Origin of the sequence: Methylocystis sp. JAN1 (assembly GCF_052186135.1) — a bacterium.
GTDB lineage: Bacteria > Pseudomonadota > Alphaproteobacteria > Rhizobiales > Beijerinckiaceae > Methylocystis.
On the sequence record NZ_CP181499.1, the window covers coordinates 2,838,839 to 2,853,268 of the forward strand.

The following is a 14,430-nucleotide window of genomic DNA, read 5'->3' on the forward strand; positions in this document are numbered from 1 at the left end:
TCTCTCGCAGCCGCGAAAGAGGGTCAAGCCGACCAGATGCCGCTTATTCCTGCGCCGCAGCCTCGGCTTCCGCCTTCTTCTTTTCAACCATGCGGACGGAATAGATGGACGCCTCGTAAAGCAGCATGCCCGGCAATGCGAGGGCAAGCTGCGAGAAGACGTCGGGCGGAGTGAGAATCGCCGCGACGACGAAGACGATGACAATAGCGTAGCGGCGTTTCTCTTTCAGAAAATCGGACGAGACGATGCCGACCTGTCCCAGCAGGGTTAGAATCACCGGCATCTGGAACACCACGCCGAAGGCGAGCACCAGCGTCATGATGAGCGAGAGATACTCCGACACGCGAGGCAGCAGCTCGATTTGCGCCTTTCCAGGCTCGTTCGCCTGCTGCATGCCGATGAAGAAACGCAGCAAATTGGGCATGACGAGGAAATAGACGACGAGCGCGCCGATTGCGAAGAAAATGGGCGTCGCGAAGAGATAGGGCCGGAAGGCCGCCCGCTCGTGGCGGTAGAGGCCCGGCGCCACGAAGGCGTAGAGCTGCGAGAACACGACCGGGCAGGACAGGAAGGCCGCCGCGAAGAGCGCGACCTTGATCTGAGTGAAGAAATATTCCTGCGGCGCCGTGTAGATCAGCCTCGCCTCGGGCCCCGCGACCTGCGTATAGGGGATGACGAGAATGTTGTAGATGTCCTTGGCGAAGAAGAATGACAGCACGAACATCGCAAGAAAGGCGAGCAACGCCTTGATGAGACGCTCGCGCAATTCCATGAGATGTTCGATCAGCGGCGCCTTGCTGGCCTCGATCTCCGCTTCGTCGGCCTCGTTCATTCCTTGGGCTTCTCCGCCTGTTCCTTCGCCTCGCCGGCCTCCGAGGGCGGCGGTTCCGGAGGCGGGGCCGCTCCGAAGGCGGCCATGACGTCGTCCGGGTCATCGTCCTTCGCCGCCTCGGCCGGCTTCTCCGCCTTGGGCTCCCCCTCGATCGCGCCGGCGATCTGCTTGCGCGCCTCCGTCAGCGGGTCGAAGGAGCCGTCGAGCTTTGCGCTCGCCATGATGGCGCGGTTCGTCTCCTCGATCTCCTTCTTGAGATCGACGAGTTCGGCCTCCCGCATGGCCTCCATGAACTGGCCCTGAAATTCAGCGGCCATGCGGCGCATGCGGCCGGTCGCCTGACCCAGCGTGCGCAGCACGCGCGGCAAATCCTTCGACGGGATCGCAATGAGCGCGACGATGCCGATGACGATAAGCTTGCCAGGATCGAGATCGAACATGTCCTTGTCCGAGACAGGGGCGACTGTGAGAGGCCCCTCCTATCCCTCCCCCGCTTTGCGGGAAAGGGGACGCGCCCGACCGGCAGCGTCGACGAAGGCCCGGATTGCTGCCTCTCCCGCATCGCGGGGGAGGGTTGGCGAAGGGGTCCCTACCCGGTCAAACCTGCTTGCCGTCGGCCGATTTGTCGACATCAATGGCGCGCGTCTCCGGCTTCGGCGCCTCGACGGCCTCATCCTCGGCCATGCCCTTCTTGAAGGCCTTTATACCCTTGGCGACGTCGCCCATCACATCGGAGATTTTGAACTTGCCGCCGAACAGGATGAACACCACGCCGCCGACGATGATCCAGTGCCAGATCGACAAACCGCCCATGGCGGAAACCTCCGAATAAGATACAGACCGAGCGCTCCGGCCACTCCTGTCGCGAAACTATGCGGCCCGAGACCCAAAAACAAGGACCGGGCGTTCTTCCGGAGATTCAGGCAGGGGGCTTTTTTACGCAGCGGCAGGGCTGAGCTTTTGCCGCCGCGTCCGGCAAAATAGCGCCAAGCCATTCGAGAGCGCCCTCCGGCGTTCGCCAGCCGCCGGCGAAATCCAGAACGTCGTAACGCCCGGCTTCCGCGAGCCAGGCGGCCAGATAGTCGCGCATCCCCTGATTGTCATTGGGGTTCAGGCGCAGCATGTCCTGCGCTTCGTCGATCGCCGCGGCCTTTTCTCCCCGCTCCCAGAGTTCGGAGGCCAGATTCGCTTTTGCCCGCATAAAGGGTCGGGTTTCCAGCACCATCCAAAAGGCGCCGACGATCTCGTCGAAATCCTTGCCGAGCGCCTCCTCGCCCGCCGCCACAGCGTTTCGGCGAAAGCCGAACCGCTCCTCGCCAGAAGCCGCGTGATCTGCGAGTATCGTGTAAGCGTCGGCGCAATGAGCGCTGAGCGCGAGCGCTTTCTTCGCCAAGGCGACCCGCCTTTTGGCCGTCGAGGCCTCCATCGCCTCGAAACAGATCAATTGCGCGTCATTGAGACGTTCCGCAGCCTCTATGGCGCCTGCCGTTTTGCGGAAAGACGTCTCATGTGTCGTCGTCGTTCAAAGCCTCCGGCGCCTCGGCGGGCTCCGGCTCCTCGGGGAAATCCATTTCCAGCGCCTGCGGAGCGTCATCCTCCAGGGGCTCCTCGTCGTCGCGCAGCGCCGTATCGTCGGAGGGCTGCGGCACGCCGAAGCCCTTGGGCAGGCGGCCGTCGAAAAGACCCGCCGCCTTGAGCTCGTCGAGGCCAGGCAGGTCGCCGATCTGCTCAAGGCCGAAATGCATCAGGAAGCTGTCGGTCGTGCCGTAGGTGATCGGCCGGCCCGGCGCCTTGCGGCGGCCGCGCAGGCGGATCCAGCCCGTCTCCAGCAGCGTGTCCAGCGTGCCCTTGGAGATGGCGACGCCGCGGATTTCCTCGATCTCGGCGCGGGTCGCGGGCTGGTGGTAGGCGATGATGGCGAGCGTCTCCAGCGCGGCGCGGGAGAGCTTCTTCTCTTCCACCTGCTCACGGGCGAGAATCCAATTGAGGTCCGCCGCCGTGCGGAAGAACCACTTCTTGCCGACGCGGGTGAGGTTCACGCCGCGATTGGCGTAATGCGCCTTCAACCGCTCCAGCACCTGCGGCAGCTCGACCTCGTCCGAAACGCGGCGCGCCATCTCGGTCTCGTCGAGCGGCTCGGGCGAGGCGAAGAGCATGGCTTCGACAATGCGCTCGGCCTCGCGCAGCGCGACTTCGTTGCGGGCCAGCGCCTCGTCGCTATTGACGTCGAAGAGCTCAATTTTTTCCGCGGGCTGCGCCAATGCGCGTCCTCCATATGGATCGCGAGCCTGAAGGCTTCGCCTGTCGTCATGAGCGAGCCTGAAGGCTCGCGGTCCACCTACAAGCTCGCCGGCTCTCCCTCGGCCCGGGGCGCCCTGCGGCGCAGCCAGAGCGGCGCGAAGGGCCGGTCCTGCCGGATGTCGAAATGTCCTTCGCGCACCATTTCCAGCGAGGCCGAGAAGGACGAAGCGCGAACGGTGCGGGCCGTCTGCATGTCCGCGCAATATTGCAGCAGAAAGTCGTCGAGCACGGTCCATTCGGCCGCGACCCCGGCGAGCCGCTCCAGCGCCTCGCGCGCCTCGGCGAGGGACCAGACCGCGCGCTGCCGCAGCACCACGCGGGTGACGGCGGTTTTCTGGCGCTGGCGGGCGTAGGCCGAGAGAAGGTCGAAGAGACTCGCCTGATATCTGGCCCGCGAGATTGTCTCCAATCCCTCCGGCCCGCCCCGCAGGAACATGTCGCGCCCGAGCCGCCCGCGCTGGGTGAGCTTGTCGGCGGCGAGCCGGATCAGCTCCAGCCGCTTGAGGCGTTCGGCGAGCGCGGCCGCGAGGTCGGCGGCCGAAGGCTCGTCGCTGTTTTTGGGCGGCTCGGGCAGCAGGAGGCGGGATTTCAGAAAGGCGAGCCAGGCCGCCATGACCAGATAATCCGCCGCCAGCTCCAGCCGCACGCGCCGCGCGGCCTCGATAAAGGCCAGATATTGCTCGGCAAGGGCGAGAATGGAGATGCGGGAAAGATCGACCTTCTGACGACGCGCCAGCTCCAGCAGCAGGTCGAGCGGCCCCTCGAATCCGTCGACGTCCACGAGAAAGGCCTCGCCCTCCTCGCGCGGTTCCTCCGACAGATCGAATGACAGTTCCTGGGCCATTAATTCTCCGGCGACTCAGCCGTTTACGGCTTATTCACCATGACGCCCGGAGATTGGTCCCTTTAAGGCGGCCCCGCAAGCGCAGCGAAGCTGTTGCGGGCTCCATCCACAAGATAGAGGGGTGGATAAAGTCGGCGACTACTCCCCGTAGATATCCGCAAGCGCGATTTCGAGGCCCGGCGGATCGAACGCGACCGCGCCCTCGCGGACGACGCGGGTGAGAATCGTCGCCCCTTCCCCGCGCGCGTGATGGAAAATCAGCCGCGCGTCGGGAGAAACGATGAGATAATGCGCGACGCTCGGCAGCCGGAAATAAGCAGCGAGCTTGCCCAGCGCGTCATTCTTGCCGGTCGACGGCGACAACACCTCGACGACGATGATCGGGCTTTCGACGATGATCGTGTCGGGCGGCAGCTCCGGTCCGCAATAGACTTGCGCGTCGGGCTCGAAAACAGTGTCGGCGTCGATACGCACGGCCATGCCGTCGGGGAGCGCATGGCAAGGCAGGCCTTTGGACCGTATCGCGTTGTGCAGGGCCATGGCGATCCGGAACTTGACCTTCGCATGCGCCGCCCGCTCGGCCGCCTGGGCGAAAACCTCGCCGCCGGCAAGCTCGTAGCGTCCCGCCTGCGTCTGCGACCAGGCGAGAAATTCTTGGGCGCTCATGCGCTGCTGTGGAAGGGCGACGGCGGACATGGGGGAATGATAGCGCGAGTTCACGGGGCGCGCCACGTCAAGCGACCGTCCCCATCGCCGCCTCGAACTCCGCGGCGCCCGCCGCGACGTCGAACGGCTCGCTCTCCCGGACGCAGGCAAGCGCCTTCTCCGCCCGTTCCAGCGCCTTGCCGGCCAGCACGGGCGCGCCTTCGGCCACAGGGCCGGCCTCGGCGAGGTCGCCATTGCAATGCAGGACCATGTCGCAGCCGGCGGCGATGGCGCGTTCGGCGCGCTCCCGGAAACTGCCGGTCAAGGCCTTCATGGAAAGGTCGTCGGTCATCAGCAGGCCGTCGAAGCCGATCAGGCCGCGGATAATCTCCTCCACCACCGTTTTCGACTGCGTGCCGGGCGCGGCGGGGTCGATCGCCGTGTAGACGACATGGGCGCTCATCGCCATCGGCAGATCGGCGTTCGCGGCGAAGGGCGGGAAATCGACCGCCTCCAGCTCGATGCGGCTCGCCTCGACCACGGGGAGCTCCAGATGGCTGTCCGCTCTGGCGCGGCCATGGCCGGGGATGTGCTTCATCACCGGCGCGACGCCGCCGGCCATCAGCCCCTCGGCGGCGGCGCGGCCGAGCTTCGCGGCGCGGGCCGGGTCGCGGCTATAGGCGCGGTCGCTGATGATGGCGTGGGAGCCTTCGGCCGGCGCGTCGAGCACCGGCAGGCAGTCGACGTCGATCCCGACCTCGCGCAGATCATGCGCCATCAGCCGCGCGCCGAGCCAGGCGAGCCGCTCGGCTTGCGTCGCGTCGCGCCCCGCCGCCTCGAAGCGCGCGGCGCTCGGATAAGCGCGCCAGTTCGGCGTATTGAGCCGCTGCACGCGCCCGCCTTCCTGATCGACCAGCACCGGCGCATGGCGGCCGAGCGCGTCACGCAGCTCGGCGGTCAGCCGCGCCATCTGCTCGCGGCTCTCGACATTGCGGCGGAAGAGGATGACGCCCCAAGGCGCGGCGTCGCGCAGAAAGGCCCGCTCTTCGGCGTCGAGGGAGAGGCCTTTCAGGCCGCAGATGAAGGCGCGCATGCGTGATGGGTCCAAAACCTAGCCGCCCGCCACGCCCGGCCTTGTGCCCGGCATCCACGCGGCAGTTACAAGAAATTTGTGAAGAGAGGAGAGGCGGCCGAGCGTGGATGGCCGGGACGAGCCCGGCCATGACGGCGTGGGGCGTCAATTCCCCGCAACGAAGCAATTGCCGCCGGAGGCCTTGACCCTGTTGCAGATCGCATTCGCCGAGTCCTTGCTCACCCCGGCGACGCGGACGCGGAAGACCGTCTTGTCGCCCACCTTGGCGGGTTTGAATGTGGCCTTGACGCCGTATTTGGCGGAGACCGTCTTGAGCAGGTTGCGCGCCTCTTCCTCGCTATTGGCGGCGCCGAACTGCACGGCGTAGTTGCCGCTGGAGGATGCGGGAGGCGCGGCCGCGTCGGCGGCGTCATCCGCCGCAGGCGGGGGCTCGGTCGCGGCGACCTTCGGCGCGGGCTTCGGCTTGGCGACCGGCGTGGTGGCGGTCCTGGCGTCGGGTTTGGGCGTCGCGCCCTTCGCGAGCGCCGGATCGGCCGGGGCCGGAGCGGCGTTCTTGGCCACCGCCGGCGGCAGAGCGGCGTCGTCGACGCGGCTGCCGTCCGGGCGAACCGTCACGGTCTTCACCTTCTTCGGCTGCGCGCCCAGGGCGGGTTCATGCGGCGCGTCGACCGGGCCGTTGCCCAGCCTCACAACCTTGGGCGCGACAGTCGGATCGACCGCCTGCTCCTGATGCGTGACGACCTGCTTGACCGGCGTCGGATCCTTGCGGTCCAGAACCGCGGCGCCGCTGGCGTTCGGAGCTTCCTGGTCCGCCTCCGCCGCCGGCTTGACCTTCACCGGTCCTTCCGGGGCGTTGATCACGGCGATTTCCTTGGAGGCGCCGCCGCCGTTCCGATGCATGAAGCCCCAGGCGATGCTGCCGATCGCGACGACCGCGATCGCCGCCGCGGCGTGCCAGGGGCGCAGCAATTTGCGGATCCCGCCGCCGCGCCCGTCGCCGTCAAGCCCGTCCTCGGCGCCGTAATCCAGATATTGGGCGTCGTCTCCCCAGCCGCCCTCCGCGCCGCCGTGATAAGCCGCGTCATATTGGCGGTCGGCGTAGCCATGCTCCGCGTAGCCCTGATCCTGACCATAGGCCGCGTCGTGCTCGGCGTAATGCTGATGGCTGTCGTCATAATGCGCCGCCGGCTCCGGCGGAAGGGGCGGCGGCGCGTCGTAGGAGCCGCGCAGACGGGCGTCCCATGCCGACGCCGGCGGGGCCGGCGGAGCGGCCCGCTGCGCGCGCGGATCGGGCAGCAATTCGCGGAAGGGATCGGCCTCGGCCTGCTCGCCCTGCATCAGCCGGGCGAGTTCGCTCAGCGGGTCAGCTTTCGGGGCGGCCTTGGGCGGCTCCCCTCCCCGCATGCGCCGCTCGAATTCCGAGAGGTCGATAGCGGGGCCTCTGACGGACGATTCACGCATGATCCACCTCGATCGTCTTCCCGTTCGCGGAGCTTATCGTCAAGCGTCGCGCGGCGGGCCGAGGGGCGCGCGTCAACGCATTTCGTCGGGGGCGCTCACGCCGAGAAGTCTCAGGCCCGACCCCAGGACGACGGTTAAGGATAAAACCATTGCGACCCGGGCGCTCGTTAAATCTCTCTCCGTTGCATTAACAAAGCGTAATTGTGGCTGATCTTTGCCGCGGTTCCAATGGGCGTGGAAAATGCTCGACAGCTCATGGAGATAGAAGGCGACGCGGTGCGGCTCGTGCGCCGCCGCCGCCGCCTCGATCGCGCGCGGATATTGCGCGATCATGCGCGCGAGCTGCAATTCGCCTTCATCCGTCAGCAGTTCGAGCTTCGACTCGGCAAGCGTCGATAACGACGCGTCGAGGTCGGGAAAAGCGGCGAGCGCCTGACGCAGCACGGATTTCGCCCGCGCATGGGCGTATTGCACATAGAAGACGGCGTTGTCCTTCGACTGCTCGATAACCTTCGCGAGATCGAAATCGAGCGGCGCGTCATTCTTGCGGTAGAGCATCATGAAGCGCACCGCGTCGACGCCGACTTCGTCGACGACCTCGCGCAAGGTGACGAAATCCCCGGCGCGCTTCGACATTTTCACCGGCTCGCCATTGCGCATCAGCTTCACAAGCTGGCAGAGCTTCACGTCGAGCGAGACTTTCTTGTCAGAGAGCGCGGCGACGGCGGCGCCCATGCGCTTCACATAGCCGCCGTGGTCCGCGCCCCAGACGTCCACGAGGGTGTCGAAGCCGCGATCGATCTTGTCCTTGTGATAGGCGATGTCGGCGGCGAAATAGGTCGGCGAGCCGTCGGACTTCTTCAGCGCGCGGTCGACGTCGTCGCCAAAATCCGTGGAACGGAACAGCGTCTGCTCGCGATCTTCCCAGTCGTCGGGCAACTGGCCCTTGGGCGGCGGCAGGCGGCCTTCATAGACGAGGCCCTTCCCGCGCAGCCACTCGATCGCCGCGTCGATCCTCGACGGGCCATGCGACGCGTCGTGCAGCGTGCGTTCGGAAAAGAAGACCTCGTGGCGGATGTTGAGCGCGGCGAGGTCGTCGCGGATCATGTCCATCATCGCGTCGATGGCCACGTTTCTCACGATCGGCAGCCACTCGCCCTCGCTCTTGCCGAGCAGCGCCTCGCCATGCGCCTTGGCGAGCGTTTCGCCCACGGGCTTGAGATAATCGCCCGGATAGAGGCCTTCCGGAATGGTTATGGCCTCACCCAGCGCCTCGCGGTAGCGCAGAAAGGCGGAGCGGGCGAGCACCTCGATCTGCGCGCCGGCGTCGTTGATGTAATATTCGCGCGTCACCTCACAGCCGGAAAAGGCGAGGAGATTGGCGAGCGCGTCGCCGAAGACCGCGCCGCGGCCATGGCCGACATGCATCGGGCCGGTGGGATTGGCGGAGACATATTCGACATTGACCTTGCCCTGAAGCGCTCCCGCCCTGCCCTTCTCGACCCGGCCGAAATTCTCGGGGTCGTTCAGCGCGGCGCGCAGCACCTGCGAGAAGATCCCGGGCTTCAGGCGGATGTTGATGAAGCCCGGCCCGGCGACCTCGGCCGTCGCCACCCCTTCCGACTCCGCCAGCGCGTAGCAGATCGCGACCGCCAGCTCGCGCGGATTGGCGAAATACGGCTTGGCTTCCTTGGCGTAGACCATGGCCGCGTTGCAGGCCAGATCGCCCAGCGCCCCGTCCTTCGGCGGCTCGACGACGAAGCGCGCGAGATCGAGCGGCGGCAAGCGGCCCTCGGCCTGGAAGCCTTCGAGGATCGAAGCGATGCGGGCGTGGAAGATATCGAAAATGTTCATGGAGGTCCGACGAGATGGGGGATTGCGCGCCGGTTTAGCAGGTTCGCGGCCTGAAATCATCCGCCCGGCGCGTCACCCGAAGAAGCTCGCGCCATGCGCGCCGGCGACGGCGCCGATCACCACGATCAGGCTGATCGTCAAGAGAAACCGGTGCAGCCGTCCCACGAGGGCGAATGTCCCTTCCGGATCGGCGGCCGCTCGCGACTCCAACCAGCGGTGGAGAAAAAGCGGCTCCGCCACGAACAGCATGAAAGTGAAAACCGCCCAGACCGCGACCATGCCGTGCATCCACCAATAGGCGACAAACCGGAAGCGGTCCCACATGTCGTATTCCGCGACCATATAGAAACCGCTGGCCACCGCGAGCAGAGTCGTCGCGCGGGCCTGCCAGGCGAAGCGCCGTTCGATAAAATCGAAAAAGGCGAGCTTGTCGCGGCGGTCCATTCGTCCGATGGCCGGAAGCAGCGCCGTCGTGACAAAGGCGACGCCCCCGATCCAGAGAACAATGGCGGCCACATGGATCGCCCGGGCCAGCGCAAGCTTGTCCATCGATTACCTCCAATTGCCGCATCGAGAGCGGTGGCTCGTTCCGGTCATGACGGCGTTGGCGACTTTCGAAATGTGCGCATGCGGCGACCATAAAGAGGAAGGACTCGCTCACGCCAGGCGTTCCCCTCATCGCCCTCATTCTCCGAAGATGCGCTTCACTTCGCCGAGGGCGTATCTGTCCGTCATACCCGCAATGTAATCCGCGACCACCACTGCCCGCGCCGCCTCCCCGCCCATGGCGGCGAGCGTCGCCCATTCGGGCGGCATCAGGGCCGGCGTTTCGAGAAACGCCGGGAAGAGCCGGGAGATGGCGTCGCGGGCGCGCTCCCAGACCCCGAAAACGCGCGCATGGCGATACATATGGACGAAAAGGAAGCGCTTGAGATCGTGTTCCGCCTGCGCCATGCCCGGCGAAAGCGCCACCATCGCCGCCTCGGCGTTGCGCACATCCGCGGCGCTTCCGGGCGCCAGCCGCTCGAGCTGCGCCCTTGCGGTCGCGACGGCGTCCTCGACGAAGCGGGTGATGACCCGGCGCACCAGCTCGTGGATTACGCGGCCGCGTTCGAGGCCGGGATGTTTCGCGTTCACCTCCTCCAGCAGGGCGGCGGCGAAAGGGACGGCCCCGGCGATCTCGTCGAGCGAGAAGAGCCCGGCGCGCAGGCCGTCATCGAGGTCATGACCGAGATAGGCGATATCGTCGGCGAGCGCCGCCGCCTGCGCCTCGACGCTCGCGAAAGTCGAAAGCTCCAGCGGACAGGCGGCGTTGAACGCGCGCACATAGCGCGGCAAAGGCTTGAGCGCCCGCGGCCCCTCGAGCGGTCCATTATGCTTGACGATGCCCTCGAGCGATTCCCAAGTGAGATCGAGGCCGTCATAGTCGGCGTAACGCCGTTCCAGCAGAGTCACCACCCGCAGCGCCTGGGCGTTGTGGTCGAAGCCGCCATAAGGCTTCATGCAGGCTTCGAGCGCCTCCTCGCCGGCATGGCCGAAGGGGGTATGTCCCAGGTCATGCGCCAGCGCCACCGCCTCGGCGAGGTCTTCGTCAGCGGCGAGCGCGCGGGCCAGCGCGCGGGCGATCTGGCCGACTTCGATCGTATGGGTGAGGCGCGTGCGGAAATGATCGCCATCGAGGGGCACGAAAACCTGCGTCTTGTGCGCGAGGCGCCGGAAGGCGGTCGAATGGATGATCCGGTCGCGGTCGCGCTGGAACTCGCTGCGCGTCGGCGAGGGCGACACGGCGTAGAGGCGGCCCCGCGATTTCGTCGCGTCGCAGGCGTAAGGCGCGAGGGGCTGGCGCAGCGCCACGGTCGGGCTCCAGTCATTGAAAGGCCCGGGCGGCGGGCCTATGTTGCAGCGCATAGACCGCATTTCCGGATGGAAGCAAGAAGACAACGAGGACATAAGCATGACGGCGACCGCGGCCAGCGATGTGGCGCTCACTGAACAGGCGGCGAAGCGAATCGTCGCGCTTCTCGCCAGCGAGGCCCCCGGCGCCGTGTTCCGCGTGTCGGTCGAGGGCGGCGGCTGCTCGGGTTTCCAGTATCAGTTTGCAATTGACCGGGCGCCCACCGCGGAAGACGCGCTTGTCGAGCGCGACGGCGCGCGCGTCGCGATCGACCCCGCCTCGATCGGCTTTCTCGCCGGCGCGAAGATCGACTTCGTGGACGATCTGATGGGTCAGTCCTTCCGCGTCGAGAACCCGAACGCCACCGCCTCCTGCGGCTGCGGCACGAGCTTTTCGATCTGACACGTCCGCGCCATTTGCTTCGGCGAGATTAGGCGGATCGTCGCACAGCGGAGTTTGCCTTGGACGCGCTCTTTATCGGTCACGCCTATATCGACGTCACCATGCTCGCCGATGAAATGCCCGTCGACGACGAAAAAACGGTCGCGCGCGACTATGCGGTGAGCTTCGGCGGCAACGCCGTGACGGCCGGCTTCGCCTGCGCCAAGCTCGGCCATGACGTGCATATCCTCACGACGCAGGCCCGCGACTGGCTCGGCCATATGTTCGCGGAAATGGCCGACTGCTACGGCGTGCGGCTGCATCCCAGGAAAGTGGCGCGCTCCTCGCTCTCCTTCATCTGGCCGAATGACGGCCAGCGCGCCATTCTGCGCGCGAGAGACGACCGCTATCTCCAGCCCTTCGTGCGATTGGACATTTCGTCCGCCCGGGTCGTGCATCTCGACGGCCACATGCCCGACGCCGCCATTCATTACGCCAGGGCGGCGCGCGAGCGCGGCGTGCTCGTCTCGATCGACGGCGGGGCCATGCGCCCGCATATCGAGGAGATTTTCGACTTCGTCGACGTCGCCGTCGTCTCCAAGCAGCTTTGCAAGCAGATGTCCTTCACCGAACCGGAAATGCTCGCCTGGCTGAAGTCCAAGGGCTGCCGGATCGGCGCCGTCACCGTCGGCGAGAAGGGAACCTTCTGGTATGGCGAGGATGGCGTGCTCCAGCATCTGCCCTCGCTTCACGTGCCCTCGGATCGGGTGGTCGACACCTCCGGCGCAGGCGACGTCTTCCACGGCGCCTATTGCGCCTCCTATCTCGAACGGCCCGACGCTCCCTGGCGCGCGCATTTCGAATTCGCCCGCGCCGCCTCCGCGTACAAGGTCCAGCGTCTCGGTAACGAGGCCGGTCTGCCGAGTCGCGAGGACATTGCCCGCGCCACAGCCGAATTCGCCGAAAGCGTCACAACGAAAGCCCTTGTTTAACAGCGTTTTCCACAGAACGCGTAAAAGGGCTTGGCAAACCCGTCAGCCCCTTGTATACGCCCTGCACCACGACGTTCCCCGATAGCTCAGCTGGTAGAGCACGCGACTGTTAATCGCTAGGTCGTAGGTTCGAGTCCTACTCGGGGAGCCAGTTCCAATCGACAAACTGTCTGCTTTTTCAAGCGGTTGACCCTTGTCCTCCCGGCTCGTCTGGGATACCGGAAGGGATACCGCCTTGCCTACCTTCGTCCTTGGGAACGGCCTCGTCCTGATGGTGAAGCACCTCCTCCTCCGAAACGGCACCTACTACTACTGGCGCAAGATTCCGAAGCACCTACAGGCTCGGTATGGAGGCCGGAAGCTCAAGCGCGTATCGCTCGAAACCTCAGACAAGCTGGTGGCGGCGAAGAAGGCGTCCAAGATGGCCGCAGCGGACGAAGCTCTGTGGAAGTCTATGAGCGACCGTAGCGACCTCAGTCCCCCTGAGGTTCGCGAAGCTGCTCAGGCTCTCATAGACGAGCTTCGGCCTACCGAGTGGATAGAGCCCGGCCCCAAGGGTGAAAGAGGTGTCTGGAGCCGAGCCCAGGTTCTCACCGAACTTCTTGAGGATGACGACAGGTACGGCTCCGTGGTCCACGAAGAGGCCATCAACCTCCTTGAAAGGGACAAGTCCGTTCCGCTTCTGAGCGAGGCGCTGTCCGTCTATCTGGCCGAACACAAGAACGGTAAGAAGCCCAAGTTCGCCCGAGAAACCGAGCTTGCGATTGGCTTGGTGACCAAGGTCCTCGGAGACCGGCCGATAGACAGCTATAGACGCCGAGAGGTCGCTGAGTGGCGAGACGCCCTCCTCTCGCAGATGACCACCGTCACCTTCAAGAGGCGTCTTGCCTCCATCAAGGCCGTCCTCAACAAGGCGCTGATTGAGTTCGAGATAACGGTCTCCAACCCCTTCGAGCGGCTCACCATCCCGAACGAGGGTCACGACAGCAAGGAGCGAGCGCCGTTCACACTGTCTGAACTCAAGCTCATCAGCGACAAGGCCCGAGACGCCGATGACGACCTCAGGTGGCTGGTAGCCCTCCAGATCGAGACTGGGGCCAGACTGGGCGAGCTTGTGGGGCTGAGGCTGACCGATATTGACCTCGGTCCTACCCCCTGCATCAAGATCAGGCCCCACGAGAAACGCTCCCTGAAGACTCGGCAATCCGAAAGGGAGGTGCCGCTGGTAGGTGTCAGCCTGTGGGCGGCGCAGAGGGCTTTTCAGGCGGCAAGCTGCGGGGGGGCCGGAAGTAGACCGTGGCTATTCCCTCGCTACGAAGGCTCCAAGGCGACCCACGCTTCCAACGCAATCAACAAGTGGCTTCGGCCATTATCCGGGGGAAAGACCTCGCACAGCTTTCGCCACAGCCTCAGGGACCGCTTGAGGGCCGCTCAGTGTCCTGAGGCCATAGCCGAACAAGTCGGAGGATGGGGTAGCCGAAGTGTATCTCAGGGATATGGCAAAGGTTATCCCTTGGAGGTCCTGAGGGATTGGCTGCTTCGCATTTGCCTTCGATAACAACCTACTGCGAGAGGCATAGAACATTTGACTGAGGTCACGTTATAGCCAGGCTTACTGTGACAAAAATATCACACAAGCCTCCTTAGACCACAAGCATAGGATACCCTCAGGTAACTTGCAGTAACACAAGCAGCTTACCGATAAGGAACACCGAAGTTAGGACACAAAGAGAAATGACCATGAAGAAGCCGGACCAGTTAGGCCAAGTCTGCTATGGAATACTAATGCATAATAAGGTAACTTGAGTTATATTATTCAGGTTATTACCACTCGTTAATCTTCAAGATACTATAGTATAACTAATGTATAACAAAGATTGCGCACGCGCGGATAGTAACCGTTTTCGATATTTCAAGACCCCGGAGCCAAAATCCTCCCCTTCCTTGTGGAGACCCCCGGAGAACCGGGGGAATCCTTTCTAAGGCACGTATAAGCCTCGTGGATACGTTTTGGGCCCGCTCAGCCACACCTGTAGCTCGGCCTCCCCTTTCGCGAATCTGGAAGCCTTATCCGTGGCTTCCGGAGGCTTTCCAGAGAGAAGGCCACGGCTGGAACCCGTTCCGAGCTTTGGC

General features: G+C 64.9%; 15 protein-coding genes and 1 tRNA gene. 4 read left to right on the forward strand and 12 right to left on the reverse strand.

What is annotated here, in order from left to right; genetic code table 11:
• Positions 1-43: 43 nt before the first annotated feature.
• From tatC to ACNHKD_RS13695, 12 genes are all read right to left on the reverse strand, one after another.
• Positions 44-832 carry a twin-arginine translocase subunit TatC gene (gene tatC / locus ACNHKD_RS13640; RefSeq protein WP_442754026.1) on the reverse strand — a complete coding sequence of 263 codons (789 nt, stop codon included), beginning with the start codon at positions 830-832 and terminating at the stop codon, positions 44-46.
• On the reverse strand, positions 829-1,272 hold the full coding sequence (locus ACNHKD_RS13645) for a Sec-independent protein translocase subunit TatA/TatB (protein ID WP_442754027.1): 444 nt from the start codon (positions 1,270-1,272) through the stop codon (positions 829-831). Before ACNHKD_RS13645 ends, tatC begins: the two co-directional genes overlap by 4 nt.
• Positions 1,273-1,429: 157 nt before the next feature.
• Positions 1,430-1,645, reverse strand: coding sequence for a twin-arginine translocase TatA/TatE family subunit (locus ACNHKD_RS13650; RefSeq protein WP_442754028.1), 216 nt, complete (start codon positions 1,643-1,645; stop codon positions 1,430-1,432).
• A 106-nt stretch (positions 1,646-1,751) separates the two neighbouring features.
• Positions 1,752-2,225 (reverse strand): hypothetical protein, encoded by a 474-nt coding sequence (locus ACNHKD_RS13655; RefSeq protein WP_442754029.1) that lies wholly within the window; start codon positions 2,223-2,225, stop codon positions 1,752-1,754.
• Between the two features lie 112 nt (positions 2,226-2,337).
• A complete protein-coding gene (scpB, locus tag ACNHKD_RS13660; protein ID WP_442754030.1) occupies positions 2,338-3,093 on the reverse strand; it encodes an SMC-Scp complex subunit ScpB in 756 nt (251 codons plus the stop codon).
• A 77-nt stretch (positions 3,094-3,170) separates the two neighbouring features.
• Complete coding sequence (locus ACNHKD_RS13665) at positions 3,171-3,977, reverse strand: segregation and condensation protein A (RefSeq protein ID WP_442754031.1); 807 nt, start codon at positions 3,975-3,977, stop codon at positions 3,171-3,173.
• Between the two features lie 138 nt (positions 3,978-4,115).
• Complete coding sequence (locus ACNHKD_RS13670) at positions 4,116-4,673, reverse strand: Uma2 family endonuclease (RefSeq protein ID WP_442756903.1); 558 nt, start codon at positions 4,671-4,673, stop codon at positions 4,116-4,118.
• A 37-nt stretch (positions 4,674-4,710) separates the two neighbouring features.
• Positions 4,711-5,715 carry a beta-N-acetylhexosaminidase gene (gene nagZ / locus ACNHKD_RS13675; protein WP_442754032.1) on the reverse strand — a complete coding sequence of 335 codons (1,005 nt, stop codon included), beginning with the start codon at positions 5,713-5,715 and terminating at the stop codon, positions 4,711-4,713.
• 144 nt (positions 5,716-5,859) lie between these two features.
• Entirely contained in the window at positions 5,860-7,176 is a 1,317-nt protein-coding gene (locus tag ACNHKD_RS13680) for an SPOR domain-containing protein (RefSeq protein ID WP_442754033.1), read from the reverse strand.
• Positions 7,177-7,248: 72 nt separating this feature from the next.
• Entirely contained in the window at positions 7,249-9,030 is a 1,782-nt protein-coding gene (argS, locus tag ACNHKD_RS13685; protein ID WP_442754034.1) for an arginine--tRNA ligase, read from the reverse strand.
• A 72-nt stretch (positions 9,031-9,102) separates the two neighbouring features.
• Positions 9,103-9,579: a hypothetical protein gene (locus tag ACNHKD_RS13690; RefSeq protein ID WP_442754035.1), complete on the reverse strand. Its 477-nt coding sequence runs from the start codon at positions 9,577-9,579 to the stop codon at positions 9,103-9,105.
• Between the two features lie 135 nt (positions 9,580-9,714).
• Positions 9,715-10,938, reverse strand: a complete 1,224-nt coding sequence (locus tag ACNHKD_RS13695) for a deoxyguanosinetriphosphate triphosphohydrolase (RefSeq protein ID WP_442754036.1) — start codon at positions 10,936-10,938, stop codon at positions 9,715-9,717.
• A gap of 46 nt (positions 10,939-10,984) precedes the next feature.
• Between ACNHKD_RS13695 and ACNHKD_RS13700 the strand changes: the two genes are divergently transcribed.
• The 4 genes from ACNHKD_RS13700 (at position 10,985) to ACNHKD_RS13715 (ending at position 13,855) form a co-directional block, all read left to right on the forward strand.
• A complete protein-coding gene (locus ACNHKD_RS13700; RefSeq protein ID WP_442754037.1) occupies positions 10,985-11,326 on the forward strand; it encodes a HesB/IscA family protein in 342 nt (113 codons plus the stop codon).
• A gap of 59 nt (positions 11,327-11,385) precedes the next feature.
• Entirely contained in the window at positions 11,386-12,297 is a 912-nt protein-coding gene (locus ACNHKD_RS13705; protein ID WP_442754038.1) for a sugar kinase, read from the forward strand.
• 75 nt (positions 12,298-12,372) lie between these two features.
• Positions 12,373-12,448: transfer RNA gene (locus ACNHKD_RS13710), tRNA-Asn, on the forward strand.
• 84 nt (positions 12,449-12,532) lie between these two features.
• On the forward strand, positions 12,533-13,855 hold the full coding sequence (locus ACNHKD_RS13715; RefSeq protein WP_442754039.1) for a DUF6538 domain-containing protein: 1,323 nt from the start codon (positions 12,533-12,535) through the stop codon (positions 13,853-13,855).
• The last annotated feature ends 575 nt before the right edge of the window (positions 13,856-14,430 follow it).